This is a genomic window from Fluviispira vulneris (assembly GCF_014281055.1).
GTDB lineage: Bacteria > Bdellovibrionota_B > Oligoflexia > Silvanigrellales > Silvanigrellaceae > Silvanigrella > Silvanigrella vulneris.
Genome location: NZ_JACRSE010000002.1, coordinates 329,528 through 348,566, shown reverse-complemented (window position 1 = coordinate 348,566; position 19,039 = coordinate 329,528). Strand labels below are relative to the sequence as shown.

Here is a 19,039-nt window from a genome sequence, read left to right as displayed (position 1 = left end):
TAAATTGAAGAATTTTTTTTTAATCCGAAAACATCGTTAGTATGTTTTACGAATGGTAATTGTCCGTTTTTTAAATAAATAATTGGTGAGTTTATTAAATTAGCAAATGCAGAAATATGTAATACAAATGCAAATAAGAGTAGAATTTTTACTCTACTGAAAAAAAAAAAAAAATCTCTGACTAAGAAAATTCATCCTAAATCTTCTCCATTATAAAAAAGAGCATAATATAAATATATATTAATATTACGCTCTTTTTTTTAATTTTTGTTTAGACATAAATAAACTAAACAATTAAGAATATTATGAATAACAGCTAAAAAATAAAAGATCAAGTTAATTATATTTTTTTTAATCGCTTGTTAATTTATCAATTTTAATATTTCTTCTCTTATAACTTCTTTAGCATACTGAGGAGCTACATCAATTAGCCATTTTTCTACTTTCTCTTTGATATAATCTTCAACATCTTTTGAAGGTGCTTTAAACTCTTTTGTTGATAAAATATCATCGATTCCAAGTAAAAAATTTACTTTATTCTTAAAATCAACACCACTAAATGGTTTTTCAATAAAATTAACATAACCATCATTTTGCAAATGAGAGATATTATCTCCACTTTCATGCATCAGAAGAATATTTTCATGGGTCCAATTCTTCTTTTTTATATTTATTTTCCCATCTGTAAATATATAATCTATATGTGAAACAATTAAATCATAAATAGATTCTTTTAAGCATGTCTCAAATTTTTCCCTGTTTTCTGCAAAATGCAACAGGTATACATCTGAATTCGAAAATAAAATTTTCATTGCTTTCTGCAATGAAGGGCTATTTTCAAAAAAAAGAATTTTTTTCATATTTCACCTTTATCTTGCCTCAATTAAATTTGCTTTCTGACTTATGATATTTTATTTTGAAACCTTGCTCAATTATGCAAGACAGGGTTTAATTCCTACGGCGGTTTCTCATGCCACATCTTTGGCATATCAAGACAAATCTTTATTTTTGTCTTGTTTTGAAAGTGAATTTAAATATGAAGAGAATAATATGAAATCTTCTGTATATGCTGGATCCTTTGACCCCTGGACGTATGGGCATCAATTTGTACTCGACTCAGCTCTTGAAGTATTTGATTGCGTGCATGTAGTTTCTGCAATCAATCCTGCAAAACAAAGTCTTTTAAAACCTGAAGTCAGAGCACGCGTAATAGCCCACTCAATCGATCCCTTTTCAGATTGGTGGGCTCTTGATCCTCCATTCCATATTGGCGATAGAGTTATTGTCACTTCCCAAGAAGGCCTAGTTGCCGATTATGCAAAAGAAAATGCTATAGAACATCTCATCCGTGGTCTGCGCTCAACTTCTGATTTCGAAGCCGAATTTAACTTGTACTTCTCTAACCAAGCCATCAATCCTAAAATTCAGACTTGGGCCATAATGTGTCCACCGCGATTGCTTCACTGCTCATCAACATACGTAAAAACAGTTGTTGGTAAGCCTCATGTCAAATCCGTGGGCTCTAAATTTGTTGCTCAAGCTCTCATGCTCAATTGGGTACGAGTTTTAGGGCAAATTTTCGACTTAATTGAAGTCTGCTCCATTCATCGCTTTGATATAGACAATTCGAATTTAAATGAGTCCGATCTTTCCGAATGTTTACAACTTTTATTTTCCGCACTCGTTCATCGCATCGTCAGAATCTCGCGCTCAGTTATGGTAAAAACTTCAAAATTACTGGATGCATTTTTAAAACAAAATGGGAATCGTTTAAGAGAAGAAATTAAAGATAAAAAACATTATCCAAAGAATGAAGTAAATCAGTTGTGGGGAATTTTATCTTATTGTATTGAACAAGATGCTATTTTCCCATCAGATGTAGATTCCGGCGTTGCTTATATACTTTCGTTGGCAAAAAATCTAGGAAAGACTTCTGTAAAATTATTTAATGAAGAAGAAGTTATATCCGCATATGAAAGTATTAGAAAATAAAAATAAAGGATGTTTTCATGGATATACTTGCAGCAGATTTTTTAAATGCATTTCAAGAATTAGATGAATCACAATTATTAGTTAAAGAAACAGTAAATAAATTTGTCCAGAATGTTTTTTTGCCTAACATCACTGAAAATTTTGAAAATGCGCATTTCCCAAAAGAAATAATCAAAGAAATGGGTAAACTCGGATTGCTTGGCTCAAACTTGCACGGCTTTGGCTGTGCAGGGCTTGATGAAATATCATATGGTCTTATCATGAAAGAACTCGAACGCGGAGACAGTGGGCTTAGAAGTTTTGCAAGTGTACAAAGTAGTCTTGCAATGTATGCCATTTACGCTTTTGGCTCTGAAGAACAAAAAAAGCATTTCTTACCTAAAATGGCAGCAGGAGAAACTATTGGCTGCTTTGGTTTAACAGAACCCGATTTTGGCTCAGATCCTGCAGGCATGAAAACTTTTGCAAAAAAATCAGGTGATGATTGGATACTGAATGGTTCAAAAACTTGGATTACCAATGCCCCAATTGCAGATGTCGCAATCGTTTGGGCAAAAACGGATGATGGAATAAAAGGGTTTTTAGTAGAAAAAGGAACAAAAGGTTTTACAACTCCTGAAATCAAAAATAAATTAAGTCTAAGAGTTTCGAAGACAGGTTCACTCTTTTTTGATAATTGTAAGATACCCAAAACCAATCTCTTAGAAAAAACAGAAGGTTTAAAAAATGCATTGATGTGTTTGAATCAAGCACGCTTTGGCATTGTCTTTGGTGTACTTGGCGCAGCAGAAGACTGTTTAAATGAAGCCATTCATTATACCAAAGAAAGAATCATGTTTAAAAAACCTTTAGCATCTTTTCAACTGATCCAACGAAAATTAGCTCTGATGTCGACCGAAATTGCTAAGGGGAATTTAGTTGCTCTCCAGCTTGCTAAACTCAAGCATGATAAAAAAGTAAAACCTGCACAAATAAGCATGGGAAAACAAAATAACGTACAAATTGCCCTTGATTGTGCTAGAACCACAAGGGACATTTTAGGAGCAAATGGTATTAGCGGTGAATACCATTGCATGCGTCATATGTGTAATTTAGAATCAGTTTATACATATGAAGGCACTAATGATATTCATCTCTTGATTGTAGGACAACAGCTCACTGGTATTGCAGCCTTTGAGTAAAGGATTTATAATACATGCATTTAATTGACACGCATTGTCACTTGGTATCAGATAAACTTAAAAATAATTTACCAGAAATTATTGAACGTGCAAAAGAGTGCGGCGTGCAAAAAATAATCAATATTGCATACAACCCACAGACTATAATTTTAGCTCAAGAACAAATTAAAACTTCTGATATATTATATGCAACTCTTGGCATACAACCACATGATGCAAAAGAATTTTCTACTGAGGAAGCTGAAAAAGTACGTCATATTGCATTATCAAACAATAAAATAGTTGGCATTGGCGAAATTGGTCTCGATGCTCATTATACCCTTTCTTCAATGGACAAACAAATAGAGTGTTTTGAGTACTTTTTACAAATTGCTCTAGACACCAATTTACCAATAGTTGTCCATATGAGAGAAACCCATAATGAAGTTTTTTCGAGAATTAAAAAGTATTCAAAAAAAGGATTAAAAGGTGTTATTCATTGTTTTACTGGTACCTTAGAGCAAGCAAAAGATTATCTTTCAGAAGATTTTTATTTGTCATTTTCTGGTATTGTTACTTTTAAGAATGCTGCTGAGCTACAAGAAGTTGCAAAATATGTTCCACGGGACAAGATATTAATTGAAACTGACAGTCCTTACTTATCCCCAGTCCCTTTGCGTGGAAAAACCAATGAACCGGCGCATATACTTCATACTTGTGAATTTATAGCAAAATTACGAAATTTAAAACCTGATGAATTGGCAGAGATGACCGCAAAAAATTCTGAAGATTTATTTTATAGATTGCGTTCACCAGTTTAAGGTTTTTAAATATGTCTCTAAAAAAATTACCGCTCCCAATCGATGAAATATTGCCAGCAATCGTGTCTGATTTTCAAACGAATAACACTTTGATCATTCAGGCGACTCCGGGCGCAGGAAAAACCACACGTATTCCTGCGGCCCTGTTAAATTATACAAGCAAAACTATTTTAGTGCTTGAGCCACGCAGACTTGCAGCACGACTTTCCGCTGAAAGAGTGGCGCAAGAACTGGGGGATGAATGTGGCGAGACGATCGGCTACCAAGTGCGTTATGACAAGCGAGAATCAATTTCAACGAAAGTTAAGTATATAACAGGTGGTATTTTTTCTCGCCTTATATTAGAAGATCCTGAATTGAAAGATATCTCTTGCGTGATAATCGATGAATTTCATGAAAGACATACCCACACTGACCTAGCACTTATGCTCATAAAATTATTGCAGCAAAGTCTACGCCCTGATCTCAAGCTCATTGTAATGTCCGCTACACTCGATACATATGGTCTACAAAATTATTTACCGAAAGCAAAAACACACACTTCAATTGGTAGAACCCATCCACTGGAAATTCAATATTTAGATCCAAATTCAGTACACAAAAAAATGCCTATTTTAATATTTAATGCTGTGGAGAGTTTACTAAATGATCCAAAGTGTCCGGACGACATCTTGGTCTTTTTAACTGGATCTTATGAGATACAAAAAACTCAAGAAAGTATTGAAGAACTTGCTCATAAATATAACGCAATTATTTTGCAACTTAAAGCAGATCTCTCTCCGCATGATCAGCAAAAAGTATTTAAACACACAGATAGAAGAAAAATAATTTTATCAACGAACGTTGCTGAAACTTCAATTACTCTCGATGGAGTCACTGGAGTTGTTGATTGTGGCTTGGCTAAAATAGCTGGTCATGCCAGTTGGAGTGGCCTACCTACTTTAGACACTCTCCCTATTAGTCAATCCTCTTGTATCCAGCGGGCTGGCCGCGCTGGCCGTACCCAAAGTGGTTGCGTAAAAAGATTATTTACTTTGCTTGATTTCCAAATGCGTTCTACTTTTGATAAAGCTGAAATACAAAGAGTGGATCTGACCCAGACGCTCCTTGAAATTAAAATATTAGAAAAAAAACTCAATTTAGATAAGTTAAATGAAGCAATTTCTTTTCCGTGGTTCGACCCTCCGCCACAAAATATTATTCAGTCTTGTAATCAGCTATTAAATTTTCTTTCTGCATTTGATACTTCAAATAACTTAACAGAAATTGGAACTGAAATTGCTAAATATCCATTACACCCAAGGTTGGGAAGAATTTTATATGAAGCTAAAATTAAAAATATTTTACCTCAAGCAATTGTAATAGTTTCTCTTATCAATGAAGGTTCTATCTTAAAAAAAGGCATTTCAGCGCCTGATATTGGAGTATCAGACCTTGAATTTCAATTTAATATATTAGTAAATTATTTTTCAAAAAAAGTAAAAAATTCATTTCCACACAGTTATATTGATATTCCTGCGATTAAAAAAATTGAAGTGTCTATCAGACATCTTTGTCAAATTACAAAAGTAAAATTCACAGATTGTTTTACAGAACTAAACCACAATGATTTAAGCTTTATTTTATTAGCAGGTTATCCAGATAGAGTCTGCCAAATTAGGAATAAATTAAATTATTCTGGAAAAAAAGAATTAAATTTATGTTTAGGTGGTGGAGCTATTTTATCACCTTCAAGCATCGTGCAAGATTCAGAATTTGTAATAGCAATTGAAGCTGAAGAATCTGCTCAAGCATTGTCACAAGCACAATCGACCCAAGTCAGAATTTGCCATGGAATAGACCCTGATTTACTTATTGCTGCGCCTGAATATTTTCTCAAAGAGAATGAGGAATATTCTTGGGATGAAAATGCACAGCGAGTGCGTGCTGCTAAAAAAACATTTTATGGCAAACTCATTTTAGAAGAACGCCCTATACGACATCACACTGCTAAACATGAGGAAATACTTTTAAAAGAATTAACTTCGAGTTGGCCTAAGCCTTTTGAAGACGATAAAGATTTACGTTACTTAGCAAAACGAATAGAACTTGCAAAAACAGCTGGATACACTCTCGATGCAGCTCACTTTTTAGATGAAGATTTTGAGTTGCTTTTATGTCATATTTGTGAAAATAAAAAAAGCTTTAATGAAATTCTTGAAAAAGATTTGGATGATTATTTAGATGAACTATTACCTTATGAAACAATAAGCTTGCTCAATGATTTATTTCCTAATTATATAATTATAGGCAAAGGCCGGAAAGTAAAAATTAATTACGAAGAAGACAAACCACCATGGGTTGCTTCTCGCTTACAAGATTTTTTTGGTACTTTACAATCACCAAAAATCTGTAATGGAACGATACCACTTGTTGTTCATTTACTCGCTCCCAATATGCAGGCAGTCCAAGTTACAACCGATTTAGTTGGATTTTGGGAGCGAGGATACCTTGAAGTTAAAAAAGAATTATCACGGAGATATCCTAGACATGCTTGGCCAGACAATCCAAAAACAGCCGAGCCACCTGAGTATCTTATGAAGCGAAAAAAACGATGACAAGTTAATTTGTCTCTCCATGAAAACGCTCAACTTCAAAATCCATTTCAATTTCCTCAAGAAGTTTTTCAAGTCCTTTTTTTGTCCCGTCTGAAATAACCAAGACAGTGTCATCACCTGCAATTGTTCCCATGAGTGAATCATATCGGCTTTTAACAGCGTTATTGGTTCCATGCATAATTTTTTGGTCCAATTGAAAAGCCAAAGAGTTTGCATGTCCTGGCAGAGTGTGGAGGATCAAAATATTTGGTGGAGACACTTTAATCTCAAAAATAGGAACAAGTGTCTTTGTACTAGAATTTAATATTTTATAACAGTTTTGAACCTTTACAACACCTAACTTTTTAAGTTTTCGAGAAAGAGTGGATTGTGGAATGGATAAACCCAATTTTTTGAGTTTTGCTACGAGTTCTTGTTGATGGGCAATTTTTTCCGTGCGGATTAAATCCAAAATCACTTCATCATCTTTTTTTTCTGTATTTTTCATAACTTAGTCTTTCTAACCCATCAGTTTAAACTATTCTCACATAGTAAAACATTTCTCTATTTAAAAGAAAAGAAGCATGACTGCCGCTGTCAGTTCATAGAGCTTTTTACCCATCTTTATAAATCATTATAATCTATGAACTTTTTGAATTCATAACAGCAAAAAAATTGAAATTATTATTTTTTACATAAAAACTTGCACTTATCTAAAATTTTCGTTACTACATAAAAATCCATAAAAATGGATTTTTATCCATTTTTACCGCCAGCGTTTCTGAGAATCTGTTTTGTTTTTAAAATTGACTCAATCTCCTCAAAAAAAAAAAGGATTGAACTATGAATACAAATGCATCCCCTGTTTGGGGAGGAAGATTTAAAAAACCTCTTGCACAAAAAGCAGTCGACTTTAATGAGTCCATTTCATTTGATAAAAAACTAGCACAATACGATATCTTAGGTAGCCAAGTACACGCAGAAATGCTGGCAAAACAAGGAATTATATCTGAGTTTGAATCTCATTCTATAATCAATGGATTAAAAAAAATAAGTACAAAAATTCTTAAAAATGAAATTGAATTTAGTAAAGATGCAGAAGATATTCACATGAATATTGAACTTTGTTTACTTAAAGATATTGGTGACAATGCAAAGAAATTACATACAGGAAGAAGCAGAAATGATCAGGTTGCCTTAGATCTAAGACTCTATTTAAAACACGAAATTGAAAAAATAAAAGTCATTTTAAATTCTTTAATATGCTCGCTGGAAAAACTTTCAATCATTTATAAAGATACAATCCTTCCTGGCTATACACATCTGCAAAAAGCCCAACCAATCACATTAAATTGTTATTTTTCAGCATATCAAAATATGTTCCTAAGAGATGCATCTCGCCTTACGGATTGCTATGAAAGAATGAATTATTCACCATTAGGTGCTGGAGCTCTTGCGGGCACTACCCTACCAATTGATAGAGAGTACACTGCTAAAAAACTTGGGTTTAAAGGTGTTATTGAAAATACAATAGACGCTGTAAGCGATAGAGATTTTATTATCGAATTTATGAGTTGTGCAAGCATAATCATCACTCATTTATCAAGATTTTCTGAAGATATGATTATTTGGGCAACAGAAGAATTTAATTTCATAAAATTGGATGATGCATATGCAACAGGTTCATCACTCATGCCAAACAAAAAAAATCCTGATATACCTGAACTTATTAGGGGTAAAACAGGAAGAATTTTTGGAAATCTCATAGGTATATTGACTGTTATGAAAGCACTTCCTCTTGGTTACAATAAAGATCTCCAAGAAGACAAAGAAGGATTATTCGACACCGTCGATACAATTAAAAATTGTTTAGATATTTTCAATGAATTTTTAAATACTGTGCATTTTCAAAAAGATGCTATGCTTAAATCTACTGTAAACAGTTATGTTTGGTCAACCCACCTTTTAGAACAACTCGTCGACAAAGGCATTGCATTTAGACAAGCTCATGAGATAATTGGAAGACTTGTTATTTATAGCTATGAAAATAATAAGTATTTACATCATTTGACTAAAGAAGAATGTGAAAAAATTTCTCCTCTTATTTACTCTTCAATACAGAACATTAACAAAAAAGGATAAAAAATGTCATATTTTAAATTTGCAAAAATAGCTTCTTTAATTTCTCTCATGAGCATATTATTTTCATATTCCTACAGAGCTAATGCTCTAGACAATGCTGATGGTAACATTCTAAAGGTATGCACCTCAGGAGGTTTTATTCCTTTCTCTGTATATACAAAAAATGGATGGGTAGGATTCGATATAGATTTAGCAAAAAATTTCGCAAAGTTTATGAATTCAAAACTAGAAGTTATTAATTATAGTTTCGACGGAATTATTCCAGCTTTAATTACAAAAAAATGTGATCTTATTGTTTCTGGTATGACTATCACAGAAGAAAGAAAAAAATCTGTTTTATTTAGTGATCCTTACTTTAAAGATGGATTAAGTTATATGTATTTAAAAGATAACTCTTCTATAAAAAATATTAATAATATTCAAGATTTCAACAAAAAGAAATATAAAATTGGGGTTAAAGTCGGTTATACCAGTGATTTCTATGTTGGCAAAAATCTAAAAAATGCAACCATTTTAAAATACAACGAAACATCAGATATAATTAATGCACTTAGAAGTAAAAAAATTGATATCATTGTCACAGACTCTAATCACTCAAATATCCTTGTTAAAAAGTTTCCGACAATAATGGAGTCGAAAAAAACCGATGTGCAAGACGAATATTTTGGTGTTGCAGCCCGTAAAGAATCAACAACTCTTATTGAAAAATTTAATAAATTTTTAGAACAATGGAAAAAAGATGGAGAGTACGATAAAGCATATGCAGAGCATTTCTAAATAACTTACTTAACAATTGTACACAAAAATGACACTTTCATTTTAAATCAATCCCCATCAAAGTAACATAATTAAAGTACTTTCTTTGGGGGAAAAAAAATGAATAAATCGGATCGAGCGGTTATTACAGCATCTTCACTCGGAACAGTCTTTGAATGGTATGATTTCTATTTATATGGAAGTCTTGCTGTTTTTTTTGGTGGATTATTCTTTCCTAAAGGAAATGATACAGCAGCATTTCTTGCGAGCTTAGCGACTTTTGGAGCGGGCTTTGCCGTGAGACCCTTTGGGGCAGTCATCTTTGGCCGAATAGGGGATCTTGTAGGTCGTAAGTATACATTTTTAATAACTATTGTAGTTATGGGTCTTTCAACTGCATTTGTCGGTTTGCTACCTACATATGATGATATTGGCATTTTGGCTCCGATTTTATTAACAACTTTACGCCTAGCACAAGGTCTTGCGCTTGGGGGTGAATACGGAGGAGCTGCTACATATGTTGCTGAACATTCAGAACTGAGCAACAGAGGATATAATACCAGCTGGATTCAAACGACTGCAACTTTAGGATTTTTGTTATCATTAAGTGTCATACTCACCTGCCGCCTGACCTTAGGAGAAACGGAGTTTAAAAGCTGGGGCTGGAGAATTCCATTTTTAATATCTGTAATTCTTCTTATTATTTCTGTATATATAAGATTAAAATTAAATGAGTCGCCATTGTTTTTAAAAATGAAAAGTATTGGTAAACTTTCAAAATCTCCCCTAAGAGACAGTTTTACTAAAATTCCAAATTTAAAATTAGTTTTATTGGCATTATTTGGAGCGACAGCAGGTCAAGGAGTCATTTGGTATACTGGACAATTTTATGCACTTTTCTTTTTACAAAATACTTTAAAAATTGAATTTCAATATTCATATATCATAATTGGAATTTCACTCATCATTGCAACTCCCTTTTTTATTTTCTTCGGAAGATTATCCGATCGAATTGGAAGAAAAAAAGTCATGATGAGCGCATGCATAATAGCCTCACTTACTTATATTCCCATTTTCAAAGGAATTACTAAGTTCGGCAATCCTGCATTAGATTTAGCAATTCAAAATTCTCCTATTATTATACAAACAAAAAATTGCCAAAAAGAATGCAAAGATCTGAAAGAGTATCTTGCTAAAAAAGGATATAATTACGAAACGCAAACAATCAGTGATGATGTGTTAAATACAAAAATAGGTATGACAGAAATCAGAAATTTTGAACCCCTAAGTTTTGACAACGCACTGAAGCAAGCCGGTTATCCAGAGAAAGCAAATCCAGCAGAAATAAATTATCCAATGATAATTTTATTGCTTACGATATTAGTTTTATTCGTAACTATGATTTATGGCCCAATAGCAGCTTTCTTGGTGGAATTATTTCCAACCCAAATTCGCTACACATCCATGTCTTTGCCCTACCATATAGGCAATGGATGGTTTGGTGGATTTCTTCCTTTAATTGCTGCGAGTGTCGTTGTCCAAACGGGAAATATCTACGCAGGACTTTATTATCCAATTGCAGTTGCTCTTATGAGCTTTGTCGTTGGCACACTCTTTCTTAAAGAAACAAAAGATAATATACTTGATAGGCATTAACTTAAATGTTATGATACAATTCGTATGCTTTCAGCTTCGGGTCCACGCGACCCGTTTTTTTCTATAAATTCTACTTTCTGACCTTCAACTAAAACTTTATAACCTGACTTTTCTAGCGTAGTATGATCAATAAAAATATCACTTCCTACATTACTTTTTTGAATAAAGCCTATGCCTTTTGATTCTAAAAACCATCTTACGATCCCACATTGATACTCATCATTGTTTGATGACATAAGAGCCTCCTATATTTTCATGTTAATTAACAATTTGGTCTTTAAAAATACACGAAAAAAAAATCTCTGTCAAGGTAACAAATCTTGTCAGTTTAGAAATTTTTATTTTTATTTTTTTATTTAATTATGATATTGAGATAATTTTTTATTAAATCTATCGATAATTATTTTTTTAGTTTGTGCCCATTCTTCCTTAATAACACTATAATAGACAGAATCTCTTAAGCGCCCGTCTGGCATAATTATGTGATTTCTAAATACTCCTTCTTTAACGAATCCAAGTTTTTCCATTGCTAAGTTTGAAGTAAGATTTAATTTGTCTGTTTTAAACTCAACTCTATTCAAAGAAAGGATTTCAAAAAGATATTGAAGTAAAAGCAGTTTGCATTCAACATTATAACCCATTTTTTGATAATGATTCTCAATAAAGGTTGAGCCAATCTCTAGGCTTTTATCTTGCAAACGAACATTTGCTAAAGAAGTCATACCAATTGGTTTAGAACTCTTATTTTCTAAGATTAAAAATGGCATTGAAATATTATTTAGTTTGCGTTCAATCGCATGAGAGACGAGTTCTTTACTTGAAGCATAATGCTTTGGAAAATACTTAAAATAATCTACACAAAAGCATTCATTCAAAGCCTTCTCATCATTTAATACAAGCGGGCGTAACGTGACAAGATGTCCCTTTAATATACAATTTTCAAATTGCTCAAACATTTTATAATCCTAATTTATTTAAATTAATACCATTCATTTCAAGAAACTTTTTTGCATCTTCTTGAATTTTTTGAATATGAGGATTATTTTTTAATTCATCTTTAACTTTTACTGAAAGTTCCTTTGCAGCATTTTTTGTAAAACGTGCTTGAAGAACAGCAGTATCTAAGAAAACATCTGGACTCAGAACTGTACCACCTAAAGTTAAATTTAATACAAAATTACCTCTTTCATCTAAAAAATATTTAGCATATTTACTTTGTTCAAGCAATTTCTCTTTCGTTTTTTTACTTGCGGTAAAAACTGCCATTCCTTTTAAAGATTCATCAATTCCAACATCTGCTTCGAGCCTTAATAGACCATCATCACCATCGATATTGTTACGTATCAAAAGTTTTCCATTTCTTACTTCAAAATCACCTTTAACATTATTCAAATTCTTTTTTGTTTTATCACTGTCACTCAAACTCAATTTCTTTAATGTTGAGGCATCAATTTTTAATGTACCGAAAGTCGAATTCGATATAAAATTATTAAATTGCTCTCCTGCTAACGCAACAAGACTTTTAGTATTTAAATAGCCATTGTAAAAAAAGAATGAACCATCTGCATTCAATGATTTTGAAAGATTTTCTTTTGTTGTTCCTGCTCCATTAAATACCATATTAATATCAGTAATTCCATCCAGTGGACTTTTTACTAAATCGGATTTTATAAATTGAGCTAATTCTTCGATTCTTACTTTATTAAAAGCAATATTGCCAGAGAAATTTACAGGAGTGGAACCTAAATCAGTCTTTAATATTGATGACAGGTTGCCAGAAAATGCACTCATATTTAACTTACTTATAGAAAGTAAATAATTTTTGGTTCTGGCCATAAAAGAAAAATTATTAAATAAAATATTATTATAAGTTAAATTACCGATATTAATTTCAGTACTGAAATCAGAATCAGATAGAAGACGTTTCATATTTTCTGATAATGTAAACTCTTTACTATCAGGATTAGCAGCATTCTGTGCTTGGGGTAAATTTTCTTTTTCATTTACAACCTTTTTCGGCAAAGTAGATGCTGATTTTTCTAAAAAAGGGTTTATTATATCGTCCAATTTTAGAGTTTTACTTTGCACACGTAGGAGACCGTTCAAAGGTTTGATTGACTCAGTTGCTAAAGCTAAAGTGAGATCGGATTCAGCTAATTTTGCAGATAGATCTACATTCACGTTTAAAAGATTCGGTTGAGAAAGAGAACCAAAAACTTTTGTAATCATATCTACTGATGCATTTAATAAGATTTTTTTATGCTGGGGAAAAACTGTGGCCATTTCAGAAAGATCAGACGAATTTAAAAATATTTTTAAATCAGAATTCATTTTCTGAAAATTATCGAGTGCAACTGTCGCTCGTCCATTTAATGTATGGATGACAAACTTAAAATCATCTATCATAAGATTTTGAGGCTTGGCCATACCTGAAAAACTTAGATTCATCGGAATCTGAGTTCCTTTAACAAAGGCATCTCTAAAGTTGATATCTAACTTATCTAGGCTTAAAAGCCCTTTAAACATTGTATTCTTCCACTCATTGGAACTCATTTCAGTATTGGCTATAACTTGAAGTTTGACTGGACCCTTTACTCTTAATCCTTGATCATTGATATCGATATCAGAATATACTTCAATTTTTGTATCTTTATCTAAGCCAATATTCGAAATTATTGCATTTATATTCTTTACTTTTGCAATATCTCTATCATATGCACCTGAAGAACTTTGTAAATTAAATGAAGCATCATAAATTGAGAGCGAATTTATCACGAGACGTTTCGAGAGTGATCCCAAATTCGAATTCGATTTTGCAGAATCATTTTCAAGAGCATATGCTGCCATGTCCGCACTTGAATTGGAAGTTCTCTTAATTAGATTAGAAAGATTTGTTTTATTTCCATTTTTAATAATATTAATATCAGGATTTTTTACAATGATTTGACCAATGACTTTCCCTTGCAATAAAGGGAAAAAATCTAATTTAACTTTAACATCTTTGACTTTAAGTAGTTGTGTATTGAAAAATAATTCGTCTGTATTATCTAATGTAACATTTTGTAAATTTACACCTAATCCAGAAAAAATAGTTAGCCGCGCAGAAGAAAAATTAATTTTTGCATTTAGTTTTTGTTCGACAGCATTTTGAATTTGGGGTTTAAATTTATTAAAATCAATCATAAAAGGAAGTGCAATCAGAATTAAAAAAATCAATAAAAAGAAACTTGCAAAACCAATTAACCATTTTCTTTGTGTACTCACAAATTATCCACCTTAATCATTTATTGTTTTTAAATCGTAGCATTGTTTAATAAACGTTGAACAATACTTCGGGATCTGATCCGAAAAAGCCATGCGCAGATGGCCTCTTTTTTCATCGTTATGGGCAAAGAAAGCGGATGGAATTTCCATCATTAAAGCTGCCACTTGCGAATAGGGAGCGATACGATCTTTCATACCATGCATCCATAAAACAGGTACTCTTACTTCTCGCAAAATTCTTCTTTTTTCAAATGTCTCATTTACAAAGTTTTTAGCTTGATCAACATAGCCAATGGATGTTCGCATGCGCAGCGGAAACGATTTTCTTTTAAAAGATCCAGTCGCTGGAAATAATCCATCCAATCCATAGTAGGAAAATTTATTTAAAAAGTCTTTTAGCCAAGCGCTTGGGTATAAATAATTCCAAACCTCACCAGCCGCTTTTGAGTATGAATTTATGCTTAATGCTGGCGAAACAGCGATCACTCCACTGATATTGCGTGCAACATCTTGCCGTGTAGCTGCAATAAGAGCTAAGGATGCACCCATAGAATGCCCCATAAGATAACAGGATGGGCCTTCACGCTTCGCACTTAACCCTCCGCGAGACTCTTCGCCGAATAAGCGAAAGAGCAATAATGGAAGGCTGCGAGTTGCCTGCTGAAAATCAAGAATAGATGCCCCACCCACTCCATGCCCATCCCAATCAAAAGATAAAACAGACATTCCGCTCGCATTTAATAACCGGATCCAATGCAAAAGCGGATAAGAACAATCATCTCCTAAACCATGCATAAGAATGATAAGTGATTTCTGAGCACTTTCGAAATATTTTGGCACTGATAAAAAAGCATTTCCTCCCCCTGTGGAGAGAGGAACTTCATAATATGTTACAGAAACCTCATGAAGTTTGTTCAAAGAAAAATGCCTACGTTCACTGCCACAAAATCGACTATAGTTAATCTTATTAAGACGTTCAGAAACCCAAGCTTCTATTGGATACATGTTTTTTAACCTCAAAAAACAGTGTTCACTTAACATGATTTAGATTATAGCCTTGAGATAATATGAAACAAAGCCCAGCGCCATGTTTCTTAACTTTTAAGCAGAAGAAGGAAATTTTTTTATGGAAAATCAATTCACTCAACAAACAACAATGCAGGAAGTTGAGACATATTACCCTTTCGCCCGCTCACTTCTGCACAGCAAATTTCATGTTGGCGGCTGTGCTAGCTGTGGTTATGAAGCAAATGAAACCATTGAACAGGTTTCACAAAAACATAAAAAAGATGGTGCTGCTATGCTTGATGCTTTAAATCAAGGCTGGCTCGACATGCAAAAAGCTGAAATCACAGTAGAAGAATTTGCAGAAATGAAATCGCGTAAAGCAAAACTGCTTATCATCGACGTAAGAGAAGACTGGGAATTTGAGCTCGCAAATATTCCAAATTCCTATTTATTGACAGAAGCGAATTTTGAAGAAACTGTTGAGACAGCTAAAAAAGTTGAATGCGTTATTGTTGTCTGCCATCATGGAATGCGCTCGATGAATGCAACATTGTATTTGCGTGAAAATGGGGTCACAAATGCAAGAAGTTTGCAAGGCGGAATCGATCTCTACAGTTCAAAAATGGACTCTACTATTCCAAGATATTAAAAAATAAGATAGGCTAAAACTTAACAGTTTTTTTTCTTGGAAGAACTTAAGAATGCCAATTATATTTCCAACCGTTTATCACTTTGACAATCAAATTATACAAAAAACTTCGTATACCAAAGTAACAGTTGATTATTCTAAGCAAAAAATTGCTTGTGAATTACTTGATCCAAATTCTAACCTCAGAATTTTTCAAAATAAATGGTATTTACATAATTATGATTCAGGAAGAACGATTGAATCAGATTCTCCTTTAATTGATTTTTCAGTTGCTCAAAAATTTCCTAACATTAATTGTGAAACAATTTTATTTGACGGCCTTCTTTTTAAAAAAGTGCATGTGTCGGCAGCATTTTCAAATTTTCAAAATTGGCCAAATTTATCTCCTGGTGTATTTAAGTATTCATTATCAAACCTTTCTAATTTTTCAATCGCGAATTATGTAAAAACAAAGGAAGATTCCCAATATTACTTTTGCGAAAGTGGAGCGAATCAAATATCTGAAAAATTCTTTTGTTCTCTACTTGACAAAGACACTGGTAGTATAGAAAGAAAAAATAATGACACTAACAAATTTCTAAATATAATTGGCAACGAAAATTATAAGATACTAGATCTAAACATTGGAATTAAACAAAAAAATAAAATTATTCAAGCAACAGGTGTCCAGTTTATTATTCAAAAAGAAGATGGAAATAGTATAAATCTTCCACCTACAATTCAATTTATCGATACAAATAATATAAAAAATTTATATTGTAATTCACTAAAGTTTCTATACAAACCAAATGATAATAAAATTATATGGACCAAAAATAATAAAGAAATCTCGAATTTCAATAATAGCATTTTACCTGAGCAATATATACGTTACAACGATGAATATAAATGTTTAAATAATAATGGAGAATCCCAAAGACTTGAAATATCTAAAAAATATTTAAAAATCAATGGTCTTAAACAAATAGAAATTCGTAATAATGACAATATCAAATCTGTCAAATACAGCGCTAATCTCAATTTACCACAAAATGACTATGAATGGAGTTGCATTAATAGCCTAAATGTAAAGTGTGAGATAATAACAAATAAAATCGACCAAACAATTGAATTAAAAATCTCTCCTACACTACAATTCAAAAGATCTGTATTTCCCGAAAAAATTAAGCTGATATTAAGTATCGATAACGATAAAATTGAAAAAGAAATTATAATTTTCAATTCAACAAAAGATAATGAAAAAACTTTAGATATATCTGAAAATTTAGATTTAAGTAAAACAAATAAAGAAAATCAATACCATTGCAATATTCAAGACTCCTTTGACAAATCTGCTTTATTTGAAATTTATTGGTTTAAAGACAATCAAGAGCTATTAGAATTTAGAAATATAGACTCTGTTAATATTTTTTTAAGTGAAAATAATTTAACCTGTATCGTTGCCGGAAAAATTCTTAACCGAAGTATAATTGGTGCCAAAACTCTTTTCGTCGAAAACCCTAGTAAAGAAAATCCATCATGGTTAAAAGAAAATTATCTTATAAATTTAAATAAGCCTAATAAATTTTTACTATTCACTGAAAATTCAGACTCAAATATTAGCAATATGAATTGCGAAATTCAAGATCAAAATAATAATACAATATTTAATAATTTATGTAAGAAGGAAAATAAAAGCATATATTACCTGAATATTACACAAAATATCTTGGATGATTTAAAAAACTATTTTCACACCAATCCTCCGATAGATATTTTTAATTTACCTATTTTAAAATTTAATGTATCTTTTATAGAAAACAATATTTTTAGAAAGTATTTCTCTAAAGTTAAAATCATTAATGAAAATTTAAAACCAGTAATATTAGCAAGTGGGTTAAAAACTTTAAAAAATGGAACACAAGAATGCTATATATTCGTTCAAGATCCGCAAAGTTTATATCTTTCAACAGAATTCTATTTAGAAAATAATAAAAAAAATATAAATCTTAGTTCTTTAAATAACTATAATATGTCTGATTTTGATATGTTAAATCAAAGTTTAATTAACTCTCTTGAAAAGAGTAATATTTTATTATATCTTTACAACTTTAAAGAGAAAAAACTAGAAGATTCATGCGTTATTACTGTAAGCAATGGGACAACGGTTTCAAAAACAAAAGCGGTAAAAAATCTGAGCTCTAATGAACTTAAGAAGACTCTTATTCAGCAGATAAAGAAAATTGAAAATAGAAAAGCTGAGCAAATTTTTTCTCAATTCAAGTATTTAAAAAAATCTGATTTATCTGCAAAAAATTTGGAATTAAAGTTTGTTCAAAAAAATATTGACCAACAAAAAAATCCATTAAGCTTATCTTTTTCTAATGACACAAAAAGAAGAGAACTAACAATAAGTTATAATATAGAAAAAATAAATGAAAATCTTGCAAATGAATATCAGAATAATATCTCAAATAATATTAAAATAAATACAGAAATTCCACAGAATAAAGACAATGATTACTTTATTCCTGGCTTTTTTATGTCTGCACATATTGATGAGAGCACTATTCATGAGCATAATTTCTCTTGCAAAACCGATTTGCATAATTTATACGATAATCAAATTATCTACAAATATTCTGTTTTTTTAAATGGGAATATTTACTTACAAAAAAAATCAACACTGCCTTATTTTGATTTTGAAATAAGCAACTACAAGGATACAGACACAATCTCATGCCTCATACAAGTAAATAATAAAATAGCAACTTCCTCATTGAATAAAAGTGATAAGACAAAAATATTATCATTATGCTATGCTCTAGATAAAAATAATTCAATTGTCTTATTTCAATGTCCAACGATTACTTCACCATTCTCAGCATTAAATAATTTTAAAGTCGCTGCATTTAAAGCTATGAGTCAACATTTTCAAAACACAGATTTTATTTCTTTATTCCATATGGTAATATGGAGTGAATCTCAAAAGAATAAGTTCAGTTTTTCTTTTGATATCACTCATAGGGATTGAAA

At 31.7% G+C, this 19,039-nt stretch carries 15 protein-coding genes; 9 read left to right on the top strand and 6 right to left on the bottom strand.

What is annotated here, in order from left to right:
• Nucleotides 1–362: 362 nt before the first annotated feature.
• The gene (locus tag H7355_RS05340) at nucleotides 363–860 is read right to left on the bottom strand and encodes a hypothetical protein (RefSeq protein WP_186645685.1); all 498 of its coding nucleotides are present in this window, start codon (nucleotides 858–860) and stop codon (nucleotides 363–365) included.
• A 190-nt stretch (nucleotides 861–1,050) separates the two neighbouring features.
• On the opposite strand from H7355_RS05340, the gene coaD reads away from it, so the two are divergent.
• The 4 genes from coaD to hrpB are packed head-to-tail and all read left to right on the top strand — an operon-like array spanning nucleotide 1,051 to nucleotide 6,570.
• Nucleotides 1,051–1,992, top strand: coding sequence for a pantetheine-phosphate adenylyltransferase (gene coaD / locus H7355_RS05335; protein ID WP_186645684.1), 942 nt, complete (start codon nucleotides 1,051–1,053; stop codon nucleotides 1,990–1,992).
• 17 nt (nucleotides 1,993–2,009) lie between these two features.
• Nucleotides 2,010–3,173, top strand: coding sequence for an acyl-CoA dehydrogenase family protein (locus tag H7355_RS05330; RefSeq protein WP_186645683.1), 1,164 nt, complete (start codon nucleotides 2,010–2,012; stop codon nucleotides 3,171–3,173).
• A 14-nt stretch (nucleotides 3,174–3,187) separates the two neighbouring features.
• Nucleotides 3,188–3,973: a TatD family hydrolase gene (locus H7355_RS05325; RefSeq protein WP_186645682.1), complete on the top strand. Its 786-nt coding sequence runs from the start codon at nucleotides 3,188–3,190 to the stop codon at nucleotides 3,971–3,973.
• A gap of 11 nt (nucleotides 3,974–3,984) precedes the next feature.
• Nucleotides 3,985–6,570, top strand: a complete 2,586-nt coding sequence (hrpB, locus tag H7355_RS05320; RefSeq protein WP_186645681.1) for an ATP-dependent helicase HrpB — start codon at nucleotides 3,985–3,987, stop codon at nucleotides 6,568–6,570.
• A 4-nt stretch (nucleotides 6,571–6,574) separates the two neighbouring features.
• On the opposite strand, the gene H7355_RS05315 is transcribed toward hrpB, so the two are convergent.
• A complete protein-coding gene (locus tag H7355_RS05315; RefSeq protein ID WP_186645680.1) occupies nucleotides 6,575–7,057 on the bottom strand; it encodes an ArgR family transcriptional regulator in 483 nt (160 codons plus the stop codon).
• 335 nt (nucleotides 7,058–7,392) lie between these two features.
• On the opposite strand from H7355_RS05315, the gene argH reads away from it, so the two are divergent.
• The 3 genes from argH to H7355_RS05300 all read left to right on the top strand — a co-directional run bounded on the left by argH (nucleotide 7,393) and on the right by H7355_RS05300 (nucleotide 11,103).
• Nucleotides 7,393–8,691 carry an argininosuccinate lyase gene (gene argH / locus H7355_RS05310; RefSeq protein WP_186645679.1) on the top strand — a complete coding sequence of 433 codons (1,299 nt, stop codon included), beginning with the start codon at nucleotides 7,393–7,395 and terminating at the stop codon, nucleotides 8,689–8,691.
• A 3-nt stretch (nucleotides 8,692–8,694) separates the two neighbouring features.
• Nucleotides 8,695–9,468, top strand: a complete 774-nt coding sequence (locus H7355_RS05305; protein ID WP_186645678.1) for a transporter substrate-binding domain-containing protein — start codon at nucleotides 8,695–8,697, stop codon at nucleotides 9,466–9,468.
• Nucleotides 9,469–9,567: 99 nt separating this feature from the next.
• Nucleotides 9,568–11,103, top strand: a complete 1,536-nt coding sequence (locus H7355_RS05300) for an MFS transporter (protein ID WP_186645677.1) — start codon at nucleotides 9,568–9,570, stop codon at nucleotides 11,101–11,103.
• Between the two features lie 8 nt (nucleotides 11,104–11,111).
• On the opposite strand, the gene H7355_RS05295 is transcribed toward H7355_RS05300, so the two are convergent.
• The 4 genes from H7355_RS05295 to H7355_RS05280 form a co-directional block, all read right to left on the bottom strand.
• Nucleotides 11,112–11,339, bottom strand: a complete 228-nt coding sequence (locus H7355_RS05295; protein WP_186645676.1) for a cold-shock protein — start codon at nucleotides 11,337–11,339, stop codon at nucleotides 11,112–11,114.
• Between the two features lie 120 nt (nucleotides 11,340–11,459).
• Nucleotides 11,460–12,059: a GNAT family N-acetyltransferase gene (locus tag H7355_RS05290; protein WP_186645675.1), complete on the bottom strand. Its 600-nt coding sequence runs from the start codon at nucleotides 12,057–12,059 to the stop codon at nucleotides 11,460–11,462.
• A gap of 1 nt (nucleotide 12,060) precedes the next feature.
• A complete protein-coding gene (locus tag H7355_RS05285) occupies nucleotides 12,061–14,367 on the bottom strand; it encodes an AsmA family protein (RefSeq protein WP_186645674.1) in 2,307 nt (768 codons plus the stop codon).
• Between the two features lie 12 nt (nucleotides 14,368–14,379).
• Nucleotides 14,380–15,372, bottom strand: a complete 993-nt coding sequence (locus H7355_RS05280; RefSeq protein ID WP_186645673.1) for an alpha/beta hydrolase — start codon at nucleotides 15,370–15,372, stop codon at nucleotides 14,380–14,382.
• Between the two features lie 121 nt (nucleotides 15,373–15,493).
• On the opposite strand from H7355_RS05280, the gene H7355_RS05275 reads away from it, so the two are divergent.
• On the top strand, nucleotides 15,494–16,024 hold the full coding sequence (locus H7355_RS05275; protein WP_186645672.1) for a rhodanese-like domain-containing protein: 531 nt from the start codon (nucleotides 15,494–15,496) through the stop codon (nucleotides 16,022–16,024).
• 52 nt (nucleotides 16,025–16,076) lie between these two features.
• Nucleotides 16,077–19,037, top strand: a complete 2,961-nt coding sequence (locus H7355_RS05270; protein WP_186645671.1) for a hypothetical protein — start codon at nucleotides 16,077–16,079, stop codon at nucleotides 19,035–19,037.
• Nucleotides 19,038–19,039: the final 2 nt, after the last annotated feature.